Annotated in this window: 15 protein-coding genes and 1 tRNA gene; 4 read left to right on the top strand and 12 right to left on the bottom strand. The window is 43.4% G+C overall.

Going from position 1 to position 14,910, the window contains the following annotated elements:
* Positions 1 to 3: 3 nt before the first annotated feature.
* The 8 genes from argS to LRM46_RS01495 form a co-directional block, all read right to left on the bottom strand.
* The gene (gene argS, locus LRM46_RS01530) at positions 4 to 1,635 is read right to left on the bottom strand and encodes an arginine--tRNA ligase (RefSeq protein WP_243813300.1); all 1,632 of its coding nucleotides are present in this window, start codon (positions 1,633 to 1,635) and stop codon (positions 4 to 6) included.
* Between the two features lie 45 nt (positions 1,636 to 1,680).
* Complete coding sequence (locus LRM46_RS01525) at positions 1,681 to 1,839, bottom strand: hypothetical protein (protein ID WP_243804177.1); 159 nt, start codon at positions 1,837 to 1,839, stop codon at positions 1,681 to 1,683.
* Positions 1,840 to 1,928: 89 nt separating this feature from the next.
* On the bottom strand, positions 1,929 to 2,948 hold the full coding sequence (locus tag LRM46_RS01520) for a hypothetical protein (protein ID WP_243813299.1): 1,020 nt from the start codon (positions 2,946 to 2,948) through the stop codon (positions 1,929 to 1,931).
* 18 nt (positions 2,949 to 2,966) lie between these two features.
* Entirely contained in the window at positions 2,967 to 3,869 is a 903-nt protein-coding gene (locus LRM46_RS01515; RefSeq protein WP_243813298.1) for a hypothetical protein, read from the bottom strand.
* A gap of 62 nt (positions 3,870 to 3,931) precedes the next feature.
* Complete coding sequence (locus LRM46_RS01510) at positions 3,932 to 4,111, bottom strand: hypothetical protein (RefSeq protein WP_243813297.1); 180 nt, start codon at positions 4,109 to 4,111, stop codon at positions 3,932 to 3,934.
* A 51-nt stretch (positions 4,112 to 4,162) separates the two neighbouring features.
* Complete coding sequence (locus LRM46_RS01505) at positions 4,163 to 4,573, bottom strand: pyridoxamine 5'-phosphate oxidase family protein (RefSeq protein ID WP_243813296.1); 411 nt, start codon at positions 4,571 to 4,573, stop codon at positions 4,163 to 4,165.
* Positions 4,573 to 5,550 (bottom strand): ribonucleotide-diphosphate reductase subunit beta, encoded by a 978-nt coding sequence (locus tag LRM46_RS01500; protein WP_039327939.1) that lies wholly within the window; start codon positions 5,548 to 5,550, stop codon positions 4,573 to 4,575. The genes LRM46_RS01505 and LRM46_RS01500 overlap by 1 nt, the downstream gene beginning before the upstream one ends.
* A gap of 14 nt (positions 5,551 to 5,564) precedes the next feature.
* Positions 5,565 to 7,967: a ribonucleoside-diphosphate reductase subunit alpha gene (locus LRM46_RS01495; RefSeq protein ID WP_243813295.1), complete on the bottom strand. Its 2,403-nt coding sequence runs from the start codon at positions 7,965 to 7,967 to the stop codon at positions 5,565 to 5,567.
* A gap of 198 nt (positions 7,968 to 8,165) precedes the next feature.
* On the opposite strand from LRM46_RS01495, the gene LRM46_RS03855 reads away from it, so the two are divergent.
* Complete coding sequence (locus LRM46_RS03855) at positions 8,166 to 8,300, top strand: hypothetical protein (RefSeq protein ID WP_259372793.1); 135 nt, start codon at positions 8,166 to 8,168, stop codon at positions 8,298 to 8,300.
* Positions 8,301 to 8,304: 4 nt separating this feature from the next.
* On the opposite strand, the gene LRM46_RS01490 is transcribed toward LRM46_RS03855, so the two are convergent.
* A complete protein-coding gene (locus LRM46_RS01490; protein ID WP_243813294.1) occupies positions 8,305 to 9,378 on the bottom strand; it encodes a hypothetical protein in 1,074 nt (357 codons plus the stop codon).
* Positions 9,379 to 9,399: 21 nt separating this feature from the next.
* Positions 9,400 to 9,489, bottom strand: a tRNA-Ser gene (locus LRM46_RS01485).
* Between the two features lie 78 nt (positions 9,490 to 9,567).
* Between LRM46_RS01485 and LRM46_RS01480 the strand changes: the two genes are divergently transcribed.
* Positions 9,568 to 10,362, top strand: a complete 795-nt coding sequence (locus tag LRM46_RS01480; RefSeq protein WP_243813293.1) for an ABC transporter ATP-binding protein — start codon at positions 9,568 to 9,570, stop codon at positions 10,360 to 10,362.
* On the top strand, positions 10,359 to 11,570 hold the full coding sequence (locus tag LRM46_RS01475; protein WP_243813292.1) for an ABC transporter permease: 1,212 nt from the start codon (positions 10,359 to 10,361) through the stop codon (positions 11,568 to 11,570). Before LRM46_RS01480 ends, LRM46_RS01475 begins: the two co-directional genes overlap by 4 nt.
* A 1-nt stretch (position 11,571) precedes the next feature.
* Here the strand turns inward: LRM46_RS01475 and LRM46_RS01470 are convergent, their stop codons facing one another.
* Positions 11,572 to 12,612 (bottom strand): bifunctional phosphoglucose/phosphomannose isomerase, encoded by a 1,041-nt coding sequence (locus tag LRM46_RS01470; protein WP_243813291.1) that lies wholly within the window; start codon positions 12,610 to 12,612, stop codon positions 11,572 to 11,574.
* Positions 12,613 to 12,689: 77 nt separating this feature from the next.
* Here LRM46_RS01470 and LRM46_RS01465 point away from each other — a divergent pair, with 77 nt between their 5' ends.
* On the top strand, positions 12,690 to 13,199 hold the full coding sequence (locus LRM46_RS01465) for a hypothetical protein (RefSeq protein WP_243813290.1): 510 nt from the start codon (positions 12,690 to 12,692) through the stop codon (positions 13,197 to 13,199).
* A gap of 61 nt (positions 13,200 to 13,260) precedes the next feature.
* Here LRM46_RS01465 and groL read toward each other — a convergent pair whose 3' ends face one another.
* Positions 13,261 to 14,904 (bottom strand): chaperonin GroEL, encoded by a 1,644-nt coding sequence (gene groL / locus LRM46_RS01460; RefSeq protein WP_243813289.1) that lies wholly within the window; start codon positions 14,902 to 14,904, stop codon positions 13,261 to 13,263.
* Between the last annotated feature and the right edge of the window lie 6 nt (positions 14,905 to 14,910).

Here is a 14,910-nt window from a genome sequence, read left to right as displayed (position 1 = left end):
ATTTTACAAGCGATCCGGTGCCACGATTCCCAAAATAGCCAGTCCAGCCTTAAGAATGTCAGCGTAAATTGCCACGATTCCTACGCGATGCGCTTCTTTGTCGCTACCAATAACCTGATTTTTCTCGTAATATCGATTAAATTCTTGCGCTAGTTCAAACAAATACGTACAGATGTGATGAGGCTCCAAACTCTCCTTAGCACGATCAACCACGTCCACGTACTCACTCAATTTTCTGACCAGCATTTTATCTTCGTCAAACAACTCTGTCGGAAAGGCAATTTCTTTGTCGGATTTAGTTAAAATACCTCGCGCCCGAGCGTGAGCGTATTGCAAGTAACTTCCCGTATTTCCCGTCAAACTTACCGCGTCGTTAATATCAAATATGACGTCACCGCCGATCTTCACTTTCAAGAATTGATAACGAAGCGCGCCAGCAATCACGTCGTCAGTTGGCTCGCCGCCAGCATTTTCAATTGCCTTCTTAAACTCATCGAACAGCCAGCCAATTGTAACAACCTCACCCGTTCGCGAACTCATTTTCCCAGTTGTCAATTTGACCAAGCCAGTTGCGTAATTAAACAATTTTCCTTTCAAGGCTGGAATTGACAATTCACTAGCCGCAATCACGCCGCGGAAGTATGCTGCTTGCTCCTCGCCATTTACTGTAATTGACAAGTCCAAATTCGGGTAGTCCTTATACTTCAACTGGATCAATCCCATATCATGCGCCCCATAAAGACCATTGCCGTGAGATCCAATAAACACGTTGTCGAACGCGCCGTATTTACTGCCCTTAAAAACATACGCGCCGTCAGATTTGGTGAACACCTCTGGAGTTTTCTCTTTAATCAGAGATTTGCCCAATTCTTCAGTTTCACTCTCAACGTAACGTCGCTCAATCGGCACGTTTCCAAGTCGCCCAACATTAGAGTCAATTTCGTCAAAACTCCAACTTTTACAGATTTCGTAAACTTGCTTATATAGTGGATCATCCAGAACGAATGATTGCTTAGCTAGTTCATCAATTTCTGCCTTCGCCTCTGGAGATTCTTTCGCCGCACGCGCACCTTCAACGTACATGCGACTCATAAATTCATTTCGCTTATCGGCTGGGATTTCGTTCAATTTATTCATATCGCCGTCAATCTCACGCAAAATCGCCCACATACTTTTACCAACATGCGTTCCGACATCACCGTGATAACTCACTCGATGCACAATTGCGCCATCAACCGCCAACAGATTAGCCATCGTGTCCGCCAAAATCGCATTCAAAGCGTGTCCGATATGCATAGCCTTAAATGGATTCGGGCAATTGGTTTCAATTACAACCGTCTGACCAGCGCGCTTCGTCGTTGGCTCTTTTTTCAAAGAATTTAGAACGGATTGATCGCTCAGTTTTACATTGATAAAACCTGGACCAGCCACGCTTACTTCGCTAAACTCTTCTTCTTTACGCAGATTCTCAGCAATCATCTCCGCAATTTCGCGCGGATTCTTCCCCAGTGGCTTAGCCAATTGCAATGCCACATTTGTAGCAAAGTCACCAAACTTCGGATCAGGACGCGTCAATTGTACCGATATATCTTGATCAAAAAGTTGCTTCACTACTTGAGAAATAATCTGTTCCATACTGTCTAGTATACAACAGAGGTGGATTATTATCTAGCTAAATCCCTACGCTGTTTCGTCAAGCTCTTCCAGTTCCAGACTTAATTTCGTCGCTGAACTTGGGCTAGATCCTTTCACGTGCTGCAACACATACGTCAACGCCGACATATCGTCTCGACTCAATATGCCTTCGGTAAGTCTGTGAATATCTTTTTCTTCAGCCATTTTATTCCTTTTTGTTTTAATTTTTTATACAGTAAAATGATATCACATTATTTTTATTTTGTCAATAACTAAGACTTCGGTGCCGCTCGCTAGGCTTTATTTTTGTCTGATCGACGCCTATATTCTTCCGCTATAACCCTACCTATTTCGCTGTCTTTTAAGTACTCTTTGCATGACGACAATAAACGCTCGGATGCATCAGAATCCTTCATCTCTAGCGCCTTTCTATATGAATTACTAAACGCCGCAAACATACCATCCTCATCCTCCATAACTCTGACGGTAAGTTTCTTATCCTCTGACGATACGTAAACAAATATCAATTCTGCACCAGATTTTAATGCCGTATGAATCGCCGCAGATCCCATTTCACTGCGAGGCTTTGAACCTACTGAGTCATCCGCTGAATATCCAGCCAAAACCAAAGATCCACCATCCTCAACAAATTTAACCGCTTCTTCGTAATGGTCTGTTGAAAAGTGAACCGGTTTTTTACTCTTTTTATCTACCCATTCATATGGCACACCAAAAAAGTTTTTAGCGCCAAACGCAAGATATTGTATAGCCTCTAGGTTGATTCCGCCAACGCCCTTCTTAATCCAATCTCTATTAGTCGACGCTACGCCAATATTAATTTTGTTCAACAAAGACGCCAAATAACTAGCCGTAGGAACATCCTCTCCATTGAAATGTGTTGGCGCTATAACACTTCCCCTACCTTCTTCTTTGGACTTTTTGGCGGCTTCAATTAAAATATCTTCGCCAATTATTTCAACTTCCTTTTTGCCATGCATTAAGCCCATCAACAGCTTAAGTCCAGGGGAAAGTCGAACGTCTGTTTCTGGCAGTCCCAATTCTTCTCCAGCTGCCTCAAGTTTTTCTACCGCCGAATTGTTAGTTAGTCCAAAAGGTTTGCTGTGCTTTTCTCGTCTACCACGCACCCATTTCTTAAGAGAACCAAGCGCAACCGACAGAGAAAAACCCTCTCTCTGTGGCTCAATTTCTTTTACGTCAATATCAAACTCTTCAGTGATTTCTGGATAGAAAACTTTATTGAACAATTCTTGCTCTTCTGAGGTTGGGATAAATTTATCTATTCCTGCAGCCATTTTAGCTATCTCTCCTTATTACGCAGCCAATACCGGATCATATTTATCACGCATATACCCCAATATCGCCTTCCCACCAAACGCCTCCAATATGCGACACTGCTCTTCACGAGCCGCCTTTGAGTAAGACGCTTCATGCGAAACATTGGCATAAGCTTCAACTTCATCAGGACTAGGCTTAATAGTCTCACCAAATACCAGTCGCACAACTTTTTTACCCAAAAGCCACTTTAGATGTATCGCATTGTCATTGAGTTGATTAGGATTTCTCTTCTGACCCTCAACCTGCATAAGTACAGGAATTATGGTGGCACCCGTCGCCAGGCTTAGATGAGGAGCTAATTTACCCGCCTTTTCTGGCAGTTCACCGTCATTTTTTATCCCAATATTGCTCATCGGGTTATGCGCTGCAGTAATAACAGAAAGTCCACTATCTGTTATTTTTTCTTGCAGACCTAAGTAATCGTCACTATTAAACGGCAACGCGTACTTATTATCAATAGCATCTTTTTCCACAGACAAATCTCTTCCATACGGAACCTGAAAAAAGTTATCCATCCCAACAAGTTTATATGGTATCCTCTGATGCCAAAGACCCATATTAGTGGAGGCTACTGTCACGCCTATATGTCTAAACTCAGAAACTACGCTAGCAACAGTCGAAACATCAACGTCCGTTAGGTGACTCGTAGCAAATATAACACCCTTGTTTTCCTCGGTTTTCTCAGTTGCCTCCAGAAGATTACCAACCCCCTCAACGTCAACACCCACATTACCAAAAAGAAAATCAGTAACCAGCTTAAGAGGAACGCACAGTCTTCTTGGGCTCGGATCATACAGACCTTCAGATGCACCCTTTTTAGCGCACTGTTTAATCTCTTTTATAGCCTCAGATCCTGAAAAAGTCTCAATTTTTTTCATGATACCCTTAATTATACAATATAAAGCCCTATATTGTCAATGATCAGATCTGTTGGTGGACCTTATTCGCAACCGTCACAAATAGTCAAACTTGCTGGGTCAACTGGTGCCGCAACAGTGCCGTTCGACTTTGCTTGATCATCAGCCGCTTCTTGTGCTGCTTTAAGAGCTGCGTCAATAGCGCTTAATTTTTCTTCCAGAGTCATGTCATCAGTAATAATTTGACTAGCATTCATTTTCATTTTCCCCTATATTTAGTAGTTACTTAACTAATTTTACGCTAGATATAGTGCTTATGCAATAAAATGCATCCAATTGCCCGTTGTAGTTTTTTCATCAAGTTCACCAATTGGCGCAACGTATATTTGCGGATTTTGGCAACGCGGCATAAAATCAGCCAGCTTCTCTTTATAAGCCGCCATTGCCGCCTCTTTCTCAGATTCTGGAAGTTCAGTCACGTTAGTTTTTAAGAAAACTGCTCGCTTCTTATCATCCCAAACCACAAATTCCGCCTTACCGTTCCGAAACGCATTTTCTGAATGGCGCGCAGTCGGCTCTGATATCCAAACTATCGAATCACCCAATCGCGCAAAGTGCAGCGGCGTCACCAAAGGAGTTCTATCAACATTCACCGTTGCCAACACACCAACTTCGACTGTATCTAATATTTCTTTCGCTAATTCGTTCATATCATCAACTCTCATTACTTCGTGGTATTAACTTCGTAACTGGTGTTTGTGCTTTCAAAGAAATTCACCAATTCCAGTGTATCGTTGGCAGCTGCCATCCATTTAGCTGGATTTGGCACGTTATATTCAGGTTCAAAACCTAATTCTTGCAAGCGTCGGTCGGTCATATGCATAACATACTGGTTCACATAATCAGCATTCAATCCCAAAATTCCCTTTGGCAGCATATCCTTATTGTAAGCCTTCTCAAGTTCTACCGCCTGCAAAATCAAGCCACGGATTTCTTCTGCGAATTCCTGTGTTTGCAATTCTGGGTTCTCGTCCAAAATTGTCAAAAGCAAATTGATACCAAACGTCAAATGAAGATTTTCATCGCGAGTAATCCAGTCCAGTAGCGAGCCAACATTGCGCAATAAATTACGCTGACGGAAACTCATGCCAACCATAAAGCCTGAATAGAACCAAATTCCCTCAAGCACGATGTTATACGCCACCAAAGATCTAACAAAGTCCTTCTTGCCTTCCAGCGAATAAATATCCAAATTCGGATCAAGCATCACGTCCAAATGCTTATTCTGGAAGTCAGCCTTGTCAGCCAATGATTTTTTACCAAATCCCGCAGCGTAAATTTCCTCGCGATCAAACGGAAATGTCTCAATAATGTATTCAAATGTCATGAAGTGATTAGCTTCTTCCCACATCTGTTTTGACAAATATAGTTGAGCTTCCGCCGCATTCACATATGGATAAATACCGAACGCCAATGATTTATTAATTAATAGCTCGTTTGGATTCAAATAGCTAATAACCGTTTTCAATGCGTGCTTCTCGTCGTCTGACAATTTTTCAAAATCCGCCAAATCTTGGACTAATTGAACTTCATTTGGAAACCACGTGTTAGCCACTGCTTGATTATAAAGATCATACGCCCAAGGGTAACGAATTGGGTGAAGTGACAATCCATCGCGTAATCCTGAACCTAAAATTCCCATCTTAATTTCCTCCTTTATTTATTAATTTTCGCAAATCCAAATCCGCGCACTTTACTATTTGTGCGGACTTTTTGTTCTGCAATTTTATCAACTGAAACTGTTGTCTGCTCCGACTGATGACGCGGCTTAACGTGCAGATAATATGTCGTCTTCAAGCCACGCTTCCACGCTTCCGAATAAATCTTCACATATTCATCAATGTCTCGCGTCTCCAGATACATATTTCGAGAAATCGCCTGGTCGACCCACTTCTGAGCCCTAGCCGCCACCTCAATAAACGCGTACGGACTGAGCTGGAAACTTGTTTTATAAACATCCTTGATATTCTGAGGAATACCGTCAATATCTTGAATATCGCCTTGCGCCGCAAAAATCTCATCCTTCAAATTATCCCATAGACCAAGCTTCTTCAAATCGCGAACTAAATTATGGTTCACTTCCAAAAACTTACCATTCAAAGTCGAGCGACTGAAAATCTGCGCAAATTGCGGATCAATTCCAGGAGTCGTTCCCGCCACATGACCAATGTTAGCCGTCGGCGCAATCGCCATAAGAGTCGCATTTCGCATTCCCTTCTTCACCTTCTTTCGCAAACCATCCCAGTCCAGTCGCGTCTTTTGGTCTATTTTCACCTTCACGCCGCGATCTTTCGACAGTTTATCGACCGTATCAATTGGAAGAAGACCCTTACTCCAACCGCTGCCTGCGAATGTTGGATAGCTGCCTAATTCCTTCGCCAGGTCAGCCGATTGGTCAATGGCGTGATAGCTAATGAACTCTGTCAATTGATCAACCAAATCGTAAGATTCTTTTGATTCGTAGCAATAGCCCAACTTCTCCAACACGTCAGAAAGACCCATAATCCCGAGGCCAATCGCTCGAGTTTGCTGATTCGAATGCATCGCTTCTGGAATTGGCGTTTGAGTGATGTCGCACAAATTGTCCAATTGTCGCACCGCCGCACGAGCCGCTTCTTTCAATCGATCCCAATCCCAAGTCTTATCCTCGCTAAGAAATGCCGACAAATTGATACTCACCAAATTACATGTCGCAATGTTGTTTTTATCCTGCGGCAATGTAATTTCCGTACACAAGTTACTGAGGTGAATCGTACCCGTATTGTTATTTAACGCGCGCACGTTAATCGTGTCTTTCCAGGTCAGCCACGGATGTGAAGTCGCTTGCAAACTAGTCAAAATGCGCTTAAACTGCTGACGAGCTGGAACTTTATCAAACGTACGCAATTTCCCAGCTTCCGCCATCTTGATATATTCTTTATATCGCGCCGAAAACGCCTCGCCATATAATTCCGTCAAATCTGGAGTTTCCGCTGGATCAAACAAATACCAATCTTGGTCTTTTTCTACTCGCTTCATGAATTCGTCAGAGATAAATACCGCGGTATTCGCAAATCTGGTTCTTAAATATGGGTCGCCAGAGTTTTGACGAAGATCGACAAATTGATCAAAATTCAGATGCCAGTTTTCCATGTAAATTGCAGCTGCACCAGCCTTTTTACCCTTACGAGAAACCGCAAAAAGCGCCGTATCAATCATCTTCATAAATGGAATTGGGCCAGTAGATTCAGTGTTGGTGGTTTTAACTGGACTGCCCGCTGCACGTAGCTTAGTAAAACCAATGCCAATTCCGCCCGTGCCTTTAGCAATCCACATTGTGTCGCGAACAGCCTTAGCAATTGATTCCATATCATCATCGACATTAAGCAAGAAACAGTTACTGAGCTGCGGGAACGAACCGCCAGCATTAACTCGCGTTGAGCCTCCTGGGACATACTCCAAATTGCTCATGTGATTATAAAACTCAATCGCCGCAGTTGTTGGGTCAGATTCGTTATAACTAAGCCCCATAGCGATACGCATATGCGTAAACTGAGGTGTTTCAATTGGTGAGCCGCTTTGCTTGCGAAGAGCATAGCGATTTTTATTAGTCACCACGCCCAAATATTTGCTCAAATCATCACGCGCTGGATCGAGCTCCGCCGCCAGCTTTTTCAAGTCAAATCGACCGTCAGCCATACGCTTATCTAGCAATCCTTCTTTTACCGCCGCCTTAACGAACTTCGGAAATTCGCGCGCATGAAGCTTTTTCAATTCTTCCGCCGTCTCGTAATCACCCAAAATCTGCTTATAGACAGTTTTCAGTAGCAATCGTGCCGCGATTTTATCGTAATCTGGATCATCTTTAACGTTTTGGAGAACTGTTTGAATAACCGCCTCGTCCAATTGCTCGGTTGTAATTCCATCAAATAATGTCAGTTGCAATTCGGTCGCAACTTGAACAACTTTAGATATTTGGTCTGGCAAACCTTCGCACGCCTTTAAAATAGCCGTGTTAATTTTATTAGCATCAAACGGTTCTTTTGTTCCGTCGCGTTTGACTACGTTAATTTCTTTCACATACCCTCCTTAATTTTCCCTCTTAAAAACAAACCACCAACACCTCATCTGGTGGCTTATCTTCGTAGCTTGTGTTTTTGTTTATTTATGGGCTCGCTATATATATAGCGTACAATAATAACTATAGCCGCTATATCTAGTGTTTTGCAAGCTATTTAGTAAAAATTACAACCTATTTTTGCTATAATCAGATACGGTATGAAATCTGCAGTCGAGATTGAATACAATCCAGACAGAGCTCTCACAAAAGCCATCAAGAAAGCCCAGCAGCTTGATACGTACGTCGTTGTTGCTGGGTCGTTTTATTTGGTGAGTGAATTTGCGGCAAGGTAGATCGTTATAATGTTCGGAAGAATTTAACAAAAATATCTTCTAGCTTTTCCTGCTGAGCCACACCGCTTGCCATAAATTGTTTGGCACCAGGCGTTGCGTTTACCTCTATTACGCCGTATTCGCTATCTGATTGCGTAATATCCTTACACGCCAAATCAACCCCACATATTCGTAAATCAAAGATTCTCGCCACCCTGACAGCTAGATCTCGCCACCGCTGATGCATAACTTCACCGACATCAACTGGCGTTCCTCCTGCTGATAAATTTGATATATCCATCAAACGAACATCTGCGCCTTCCGGTATAATATCGGTCATAGACAGACCCATTTTCCCTAATTTATTCATAATTATAGGTAGCTGCCTTTCAAAATGTATATCTCTACCAGAATCTACCAAGGTCTTATGTTTCGAATCAATTAGCTGTTCTAAATTACTTACTCCATCACCCTTAACAGAAAAAGGTCGTCTCTCATAAGCATTAACTACCTCACCATCAAAAACCAATATGCGATAGTCAGGCATTTTTAATTCTTCTTCAATGACAGCTACTTTAACACGCCCCTCGTTATACTGATTAAGAAGCTTATCAAGTTCTTCAGCGGTTTCAACTCTAGCTACACCAACTCCTTGAGAACCTCTGCTAGGTTTAACATAGACAGGAAATCCTAAAGATTTATCAATATAGCCAAGGGCTTCTTTTGTGTCACGCATAGAGTGATTAAACTGCTGACGGTCTGATTGACGCAGCATATCCGCCCACCAAGGTAAAAGAAATTCAGAACCTCTTGCACAATTTATGCCATTTTCTCTGAGCAAAAACTTTGTATACCCCTTATCATTAGCTAATTGCTCTGCACTTCCTGAATTAAACCCAGGATCATGCCCATATAAAACTCTGTGTTCTCCAGAATTATACTCAATTGACGCCACATACCCATATTCAGGTTCGATAATAATATCTTTTATCTCTGGTAGCTTACCAGCATTATATGCGTCTATCAAAATATTGATTAAGTACGTATAATGTTCTCTTGTTTCTATATGCTTTTCTGTATGATGTTCGTACATTTCCATAATACCCTCTCAAATATCTCTTGGCGGAAGGAGAGGGATTCGAACCCTCGAACAGATTACTCCGTTACACGCGTTCCAGGCGTGCCAGTTCAACCACTCCTGCATCCTTCCTTGTTGATAATTATACCACAACTTTATTGCCCCTTATGGTTGCACTTACTGATGTTCATTCTCTATAATAAGTCAAAGATGAAAGAAACTATTCCACCACGCATTAGGCTTGTTAATGTCACCAAAAAATTTGGCTTTGGCGACGCTGAGATTCGCGCCTTAGATAACGTCGATTTAACCGTTAAAAAGGGTGAGTTTATCGCTATTATGGGACCAAGCGGTTGCGGAAAAACTACTTTATTAAACACCCTTGGACTATTAGACCAGCCATCAGAGGGCGAATACTATCTGGACGATGTCGCTGTCGACAATCTCAGCTCACGACGACGCGCCAAAATTCGTTCCAAACACATCGGCTTCGTTTTCCAGAATTTCAATCTTATTCCTCGCCTGACTGTAATTGAAAACGTGGCGTTGCCGCTAACGTATAAAGGACTCGGGAAAGTCAAACGACTTCAAGAAGCTAGCCGCATTCTGAAAACTTTTCATCTGGGACAGCGCGAATATTACATGCCGCATCAATTATCTGGCGGTCAGGTTCAGCGCGTAGCAATTGCCAGAGCGTTGGTTAATAGTCCGTCAATTATCTTAGCCGACGAGCCAACAGGAAATTTGGACAGCAAATCGAGTCATCTTATCATGGAAGAATTGTCCGATCTACATCGTCGCGGCAACACTATAATTATGGTTACCCACAACCCAGAATTGACTCATTACGCCAGTCGCGTCATCACTATGTTGGACGGAAAAATCGATACCGACGAACATAAGGAAAAGCGCAAGTTCACTAAGAAGTTGATTGTAGACGACGAAAAAGACGAAAAACCTAAGAAGCAAAAATCTTCAAAGAAATCGAGGGCGAAAAAATCGTGAAAATATTAGTAAAAAATCATTTTGAGAACGCTACTCAGGCGCTACGAGCTAATCGCGGACGAACATTCTTGACAATTGTAGGCGTAGCTATTGGCATCGCCAGTATCACCATGGTTCTATCTCTGACTGGCGGATTTAATCACCTATTCGGCGACAATTCCAACCAATCATCCACTCCTGTTGCCATTGTTAAGTCTGGCAATCAAAAAGCTGTCCCGAATCTGCTGACCGAATCCGACAACACGACGACGGTCAACACATTGACTGAAACGGACGCCAGGGATATAGGAAAAATTGCCAACACAAAAGCCGCGCCAATTGCCTTCCTACACGCCGAGCTGCGCGCCCGCGAAGGTAAAATCGATATCCAAAACGCCGCGTTAATCGGCAGTACGGAATCGCTAAAAGACGTCGCCAATTTGCAAATTGCTACTGGGCAATTTATTAACGACATCGGCGGAGTTGTCGTCGGCCAGCAATTATCGGTCGATTTGTTCGGCACCGAAAGGTCCATCGGAAACGTTATTTACATCCGAAATCAACCATTGACCGTTGTTGGCGTGTTGAAGAATATTGAAAATCAAGCCAGTTATTTGGACGTGAATTTTAATAACGCCGCCATTATTCCATTGTCTGTGATTAAAAAATTTACCCAAGGCACGCCGCAAATTCAGCAAATCATCGTAACTACCAAAGATCATAAAAATCTCAATTCAGTCATAAAATCGGCTGACGATATTTTGAAGAAGAATCATGATAGCGATAAGAATTATCGAATCGTTTCTGGCGAAGAGATAAATGAAAAGAAGTCTAATGTCGCGAGGTTTCTCTCGATAATCTTAACTGTAATCGGCATTATTTCTCTGTTAATCGGTGGAATAGGCGTTATGAACGTGATGCTTGTCAATGTTGCCGAGCGTCAGCGTGAAGTCGGCGTCAGACGAGCCGTCGGCGCCACAGGCTGGGATATCATCAATCAATTCTTAATCGAGGCAGCGATCATCGGATTCCTCGGCGGAATATTGGGCTACGGATTAGGCTTGGCGGGAGCTTATGTTGCCAGCTTATACTTGCCGCTCACGCCTTATATTTATTGGCAAACAGCCGTCTTATCAATTGGACTATCAATAATCATCGGCGTAATTTCTGGCGTATATCCAGCAGCCCGCGCCACTAGACGCGACCCTATCGAATCTCTACGATATTAAATTAGCTAAGTTCCGCTTTCAATTTTTCAATTAGCTGAACTGGACCAGGATTGACTCCATTAAGAATAGCTGTGTAAATACTAGCCGCGTCAGCCAGCACCAAGCCCCACAGCAATTGTTCCATAAGCGTCTTTCCTCGAAGCTCCAGCACGTGCGCCTTTGGTCGCTTGCCACTCAACAAACGATCACTCAGCTCCATTCGCTCGCGGATTCTGTCCCGCTCCAAATTGCTACGAATATCAAAAACCGTAAACGGCTTCTCTATTGGATGCGACGACCAACCTATAAACTCGTTATGATTAAATTCTGGATATTGATTCGAGAACGCCAAATTCTTCGCCGATTCATTCCAGCTAATTTTCCACTTATATGCCAGCGGCCAAGTCAATTCACCGCCAAAAACAACCAACGTCTTGCCAATTGTTAATTTCGCAATCTGCTTTGCCAAATTATCAGCTTCTGGCGTTTTGGCTGTCCAATTAGATATTTCGCCCGCCAGCCAATCGGCACTATTTTTCACCTGATCGTACAAATCATTATCAATAATCCAAAAATGCTGTAATAATTTCAACAATCCTCGCAAATGGTAAACCGTCGACATTCGTGGCTGCGCGCCGGCTGGAACTTGGGCGTAAGTTACGTTGTCATTTTTCGCTCGCTCAATCAACGCTCCGCCAGTCGACATAGCTGCCAGACACGCCTTCTTCTCCAATGCTTGCTGATAACAGCTCAGAGTTTCCTCAGTATTGCCCGAATGACTAACCGCAATAACCAACGTTTCCTCGCTCACAAATCCCGGCAAATCATAGCCCTTCACCACTTCAAGCGGAATATGCAACCAGCCCGCAGTCAAAACTCGAACCATATCGGCCGCTAAAGCCGAACCGCCCATTCCCGCGATCACAATATTCTTAAAATCTCGACGCTGATTCGCACCTTCGTGAATCGACACTTCATATCGAGCTTGTTCTGGAATATTCAAAACGCCGCTTAAAACGTCGCCTGGATCATATTGTTTTATTACATTCATATCATCTAACATCTTGCGCTCCTTGATTAACTCATGTTATAGTGTAGCATATATAAGCTTAAACAATTTAATATATAAGGTGGGTTATAATGGATTCTCAAGCTAATCAATCATTCAGTGACGACCAAGAACTGGCTAAGGTATTAGCTGGCGTATCACAAAATACAGACAATAATTTACAATTTGAAGAGACAAATGCTACAGCTTCACCTGTTATTAATCCTGCAACCATCTCACCGGATCCTGTCGCCACAGATCAGAACGATGAGCCTGCTATTGACACAGCGAAATCTCCTGTTTCAGAGCCAGTTGTGCCAACTCCAACAGTCAGCACACCAGCTCCAGCTGCAGCCGCAGATCCTGCGCTCGATACGATTAAGCAAACTGCCTTGAACGAGTTGCGTCCATTAGTCGACAAGCTGGACGTTTCTCCAGAAGAAAAGTTTGACACTTACCTGTTACTTCTTCGTTCTACGGACGATAAAACTCTGATTGCACCAGCACACGACGCTGCCGTAGCTATTGTCGATGAAGCTCGCCGTGCTCAGGCTCTACTAGATATCATTAAAGAAATCGACTATTTCTCAAATCCTCGTTAATTCATTCCTCCAAAATAAAAACCCGCCATTTTCGGCGGGATTTTTATTGCTCGGGGCAGATTTACATCATACCCATTCCTGGCATACCGCCAGGAGCAGCTGCAACTTCAGCCTCTGGAATATCAACCACCAAAGCGCCCATAGTTGCCGCAGTTGACGCAATTGACACTGCATTTTGAACAGCTTCTTTAGTCACACGAGCTGGATCAATCACACCAGCCTTTTTCACGTCAATCAGACCATCTTCTGGCTTCATAACGTTAACACCGAATCCAGGTTTACCAGATTCAACTTGAGCAAGCAGCGCATCGGCATTCAAGCCAGCATTTTTCATAATCTGTAGGAACGGTTGCTTCAGAGCGTCCTTCAAGATTTGTCGACCAATCGATAAACTATCCGCGCCGCTAACTTTTAGATTGCCAGCCAAATTGACCAAAGTTACGCCACCACCAGCAACAATTCCCTCAGCCAAAGCCGCTTTGGTAGCCGCCACGGCGTCATCAACGCGGAATTTCTTTTCGTCAATCTCTGTCTCAGTCGCACCACCGACTTTAATAACCGCAACTTTACCAGATAGCGCTGCGGCACGCTTGTCGAATTGCTCTTTTTCATATTCGCTAGAAGCATTTTCTGAAAGCGACTTAATCTCAGCAATTCGCTCCTTCACGCCTGAAGGCTTGCCTGCGCCTTCGATAATTGTCGTTTCGTCTTTACCAACAATCACCTTGCGCGCCGAGCCTAAAACTTCCAAGCCAGCATTTTCGAATGTCAATCCATGATCTTCAGAAATCACAGTCGCGCCAGTCAGCACAGCGATATCACGAAGAACATCTTTACGACGATCGCCGAAACTTGGCGCCTTAACGGCTACGGTATTAAATACGCCCTTCAATTTGTTCAAGACCAAAATACTCAAAGCTTCGCCTTCAACTTCATCGGCAATCAAAACCACGTCCTTTTTACCGCTTTGTGCCAATTTTTCCAACATTGGCAAGAATTCTTGCACACTAGAAATCTTCTTGTCGGTAATCAAAATCGCTGGCTTTTCGTACACAGCTTCCTGGCGACCCGCGTCAGTAACAAAGAACGGACTCACCCAACCCTTGTCCAAGCTAAAACCTTCGACAACCTCAGCTTCCAGCTCCAAACCTTGACCAGCCTCAACAGTAACCACGCCGTCTTTGCCAACTTTCTCAATAACGCCAGCAATCAATTTACCAATTTCCGCATCTCCCGCCGAAATCGTAGCGACTTCAGCCACGCGGTCAGACCTGCCTTCAATCGGTTCAGCCAATTTGTTCAATTCTTTAACAATTTCCGCGCCAGCTTGCTCGATGCCTTTCCTAAGTTCCATCGGATTATGTCCAGCCGCAATCAATCGATTCGCCTCTTTCAAAATCGAGTACGTCAACACCGTTACAGTCGTTGTGCCGTCGCCTGCTTGCTTGTTCAAGTTCTTAGCAGCCTGTTTGATTAAATCGGCACCAACTTTATAGCCCAGCGTTTCGTCATCGTTTTCTGGCAATTCAATTCCTTCAGCCACAGTTACACCGTCATGAGTAACAGTTGGACCGCCAAAACCCTTCGCAATCACAACATTGCGACCCTTTGGACCGTAAGTTACCTTAACTGCGTCGTATAGCGATCTAGCTCCACCAAGCACGCGATTTCGCGCATCGTCATCATAAAAAACTTTTTTTGCCATAATTAA

The organism is Candidatus Nanosynbacter sp. HMT-352 (genome assembly GCF_022819345.1).
Classification (GTDB): domain Bacteria; phylum Patescibacteriota; class Saccharimonadia; order Saccharimonadales; family Saccharimonadaceae; genus Nanosynbacter.
The sequence above is the reverse complement of the archived record's forward strand: the minus strand, read 5'-3'. Positions and strand labels throughout refer to the sequence as shown.

Excerpts from the sequence above, each read along its gene's own strand:
- argS (WP_243813300.1), bottom strand. The coding sequence starts at position 1,635 with ATGGAACAGATTATTTCTCAAGTAGTGAAGCAACTTTTTGATCAAGAT.
- LRM46_RS01525 (WP_243804177.1), bottom strand. The coding sequence starts at position 1,839 with ATGGCTGAAGAAAAAGATATTCACAGACTTACCGAAGGCATATTGAGT.
- LRM46_RS01520 (WP_243813299.1), bottom strand. The coding sequence starts at position 2,948 with ATGGCTGCAGGAATAGATAAATTTATCCCAACCTCAGAAGAGCAAGAA.
- LRM46_RS01515 (WP_243813298.1), bottom strand. The coding sequence starts at position 3,869 with ATGAAAAAAATTGAGACTTTTTCAGGATCTGAGGCTATAAAAGAGATT.
- LRM46_RS01510 (WP_243813297.1), bottom strand. The coding sequence starts at position 4,111 with ATGAAAATGAATGCTAGTCAAATTATTACTGATGACATGACTCTGGAA.
- LRM46_RS01505 (WP_243813296.1), bottom strand. The coding sequence starts at position 4,573 with ATGAGAGTTGATGATATGAACGAATTAGCGAAAGAAATATTAGATACA.
- LRM46_RS01500 (WP_039327939.1), bottom strand. The coding sequence starts at position 5,550 with ATGGGAATTTTAGGTTCAGGATTACGCGATGGATTGTCACTTCACCCA.
- LRM46_RS03855 (WP_259372793.1), top strand. The coding sequence starts at position 8,166 with ATGAAATCTGCAGTCGAGATTGAATACAATCCAGACAGAGCTCTCACA.
- LRM46_RS01490 (WP_243813294.1), bottom strand. The coding sequence starts at position 9,378 with ATGGAAATGTACGAACATCATACAGAAAAGCATATAGAAACAAGAGAA.
- LRM46_RS01480 (WP_243813293.1), top strand. The coding sequence starts at position 9,568 with ATGAAAGAAACTATTCCACCACGCATTAGGCTTGTTAATGTCACCAAA.
- LRM46_RS01470 (WP_243813291.1), bottom strand. The coding sequence starts at position 12,612 with ATGTTAGATGATATGAATGTAATAAAACAATATGATCCAGGCGACGTT.
- LRM46_RS01465 (WP_243813290.1), top strand. The coding sequence starts at position 12,690 with ATGGATTCTCAAGCTAATCAATCATTCAGTGACGACCAAGAACTGGCT.
- groL (WP_243813289.1), bottom strand. The coding sequence starts at position 14,904 with ATGGCAAAAAAAGTTTTTTATGATGACGATGCGCGAAATCGCGTGCTT.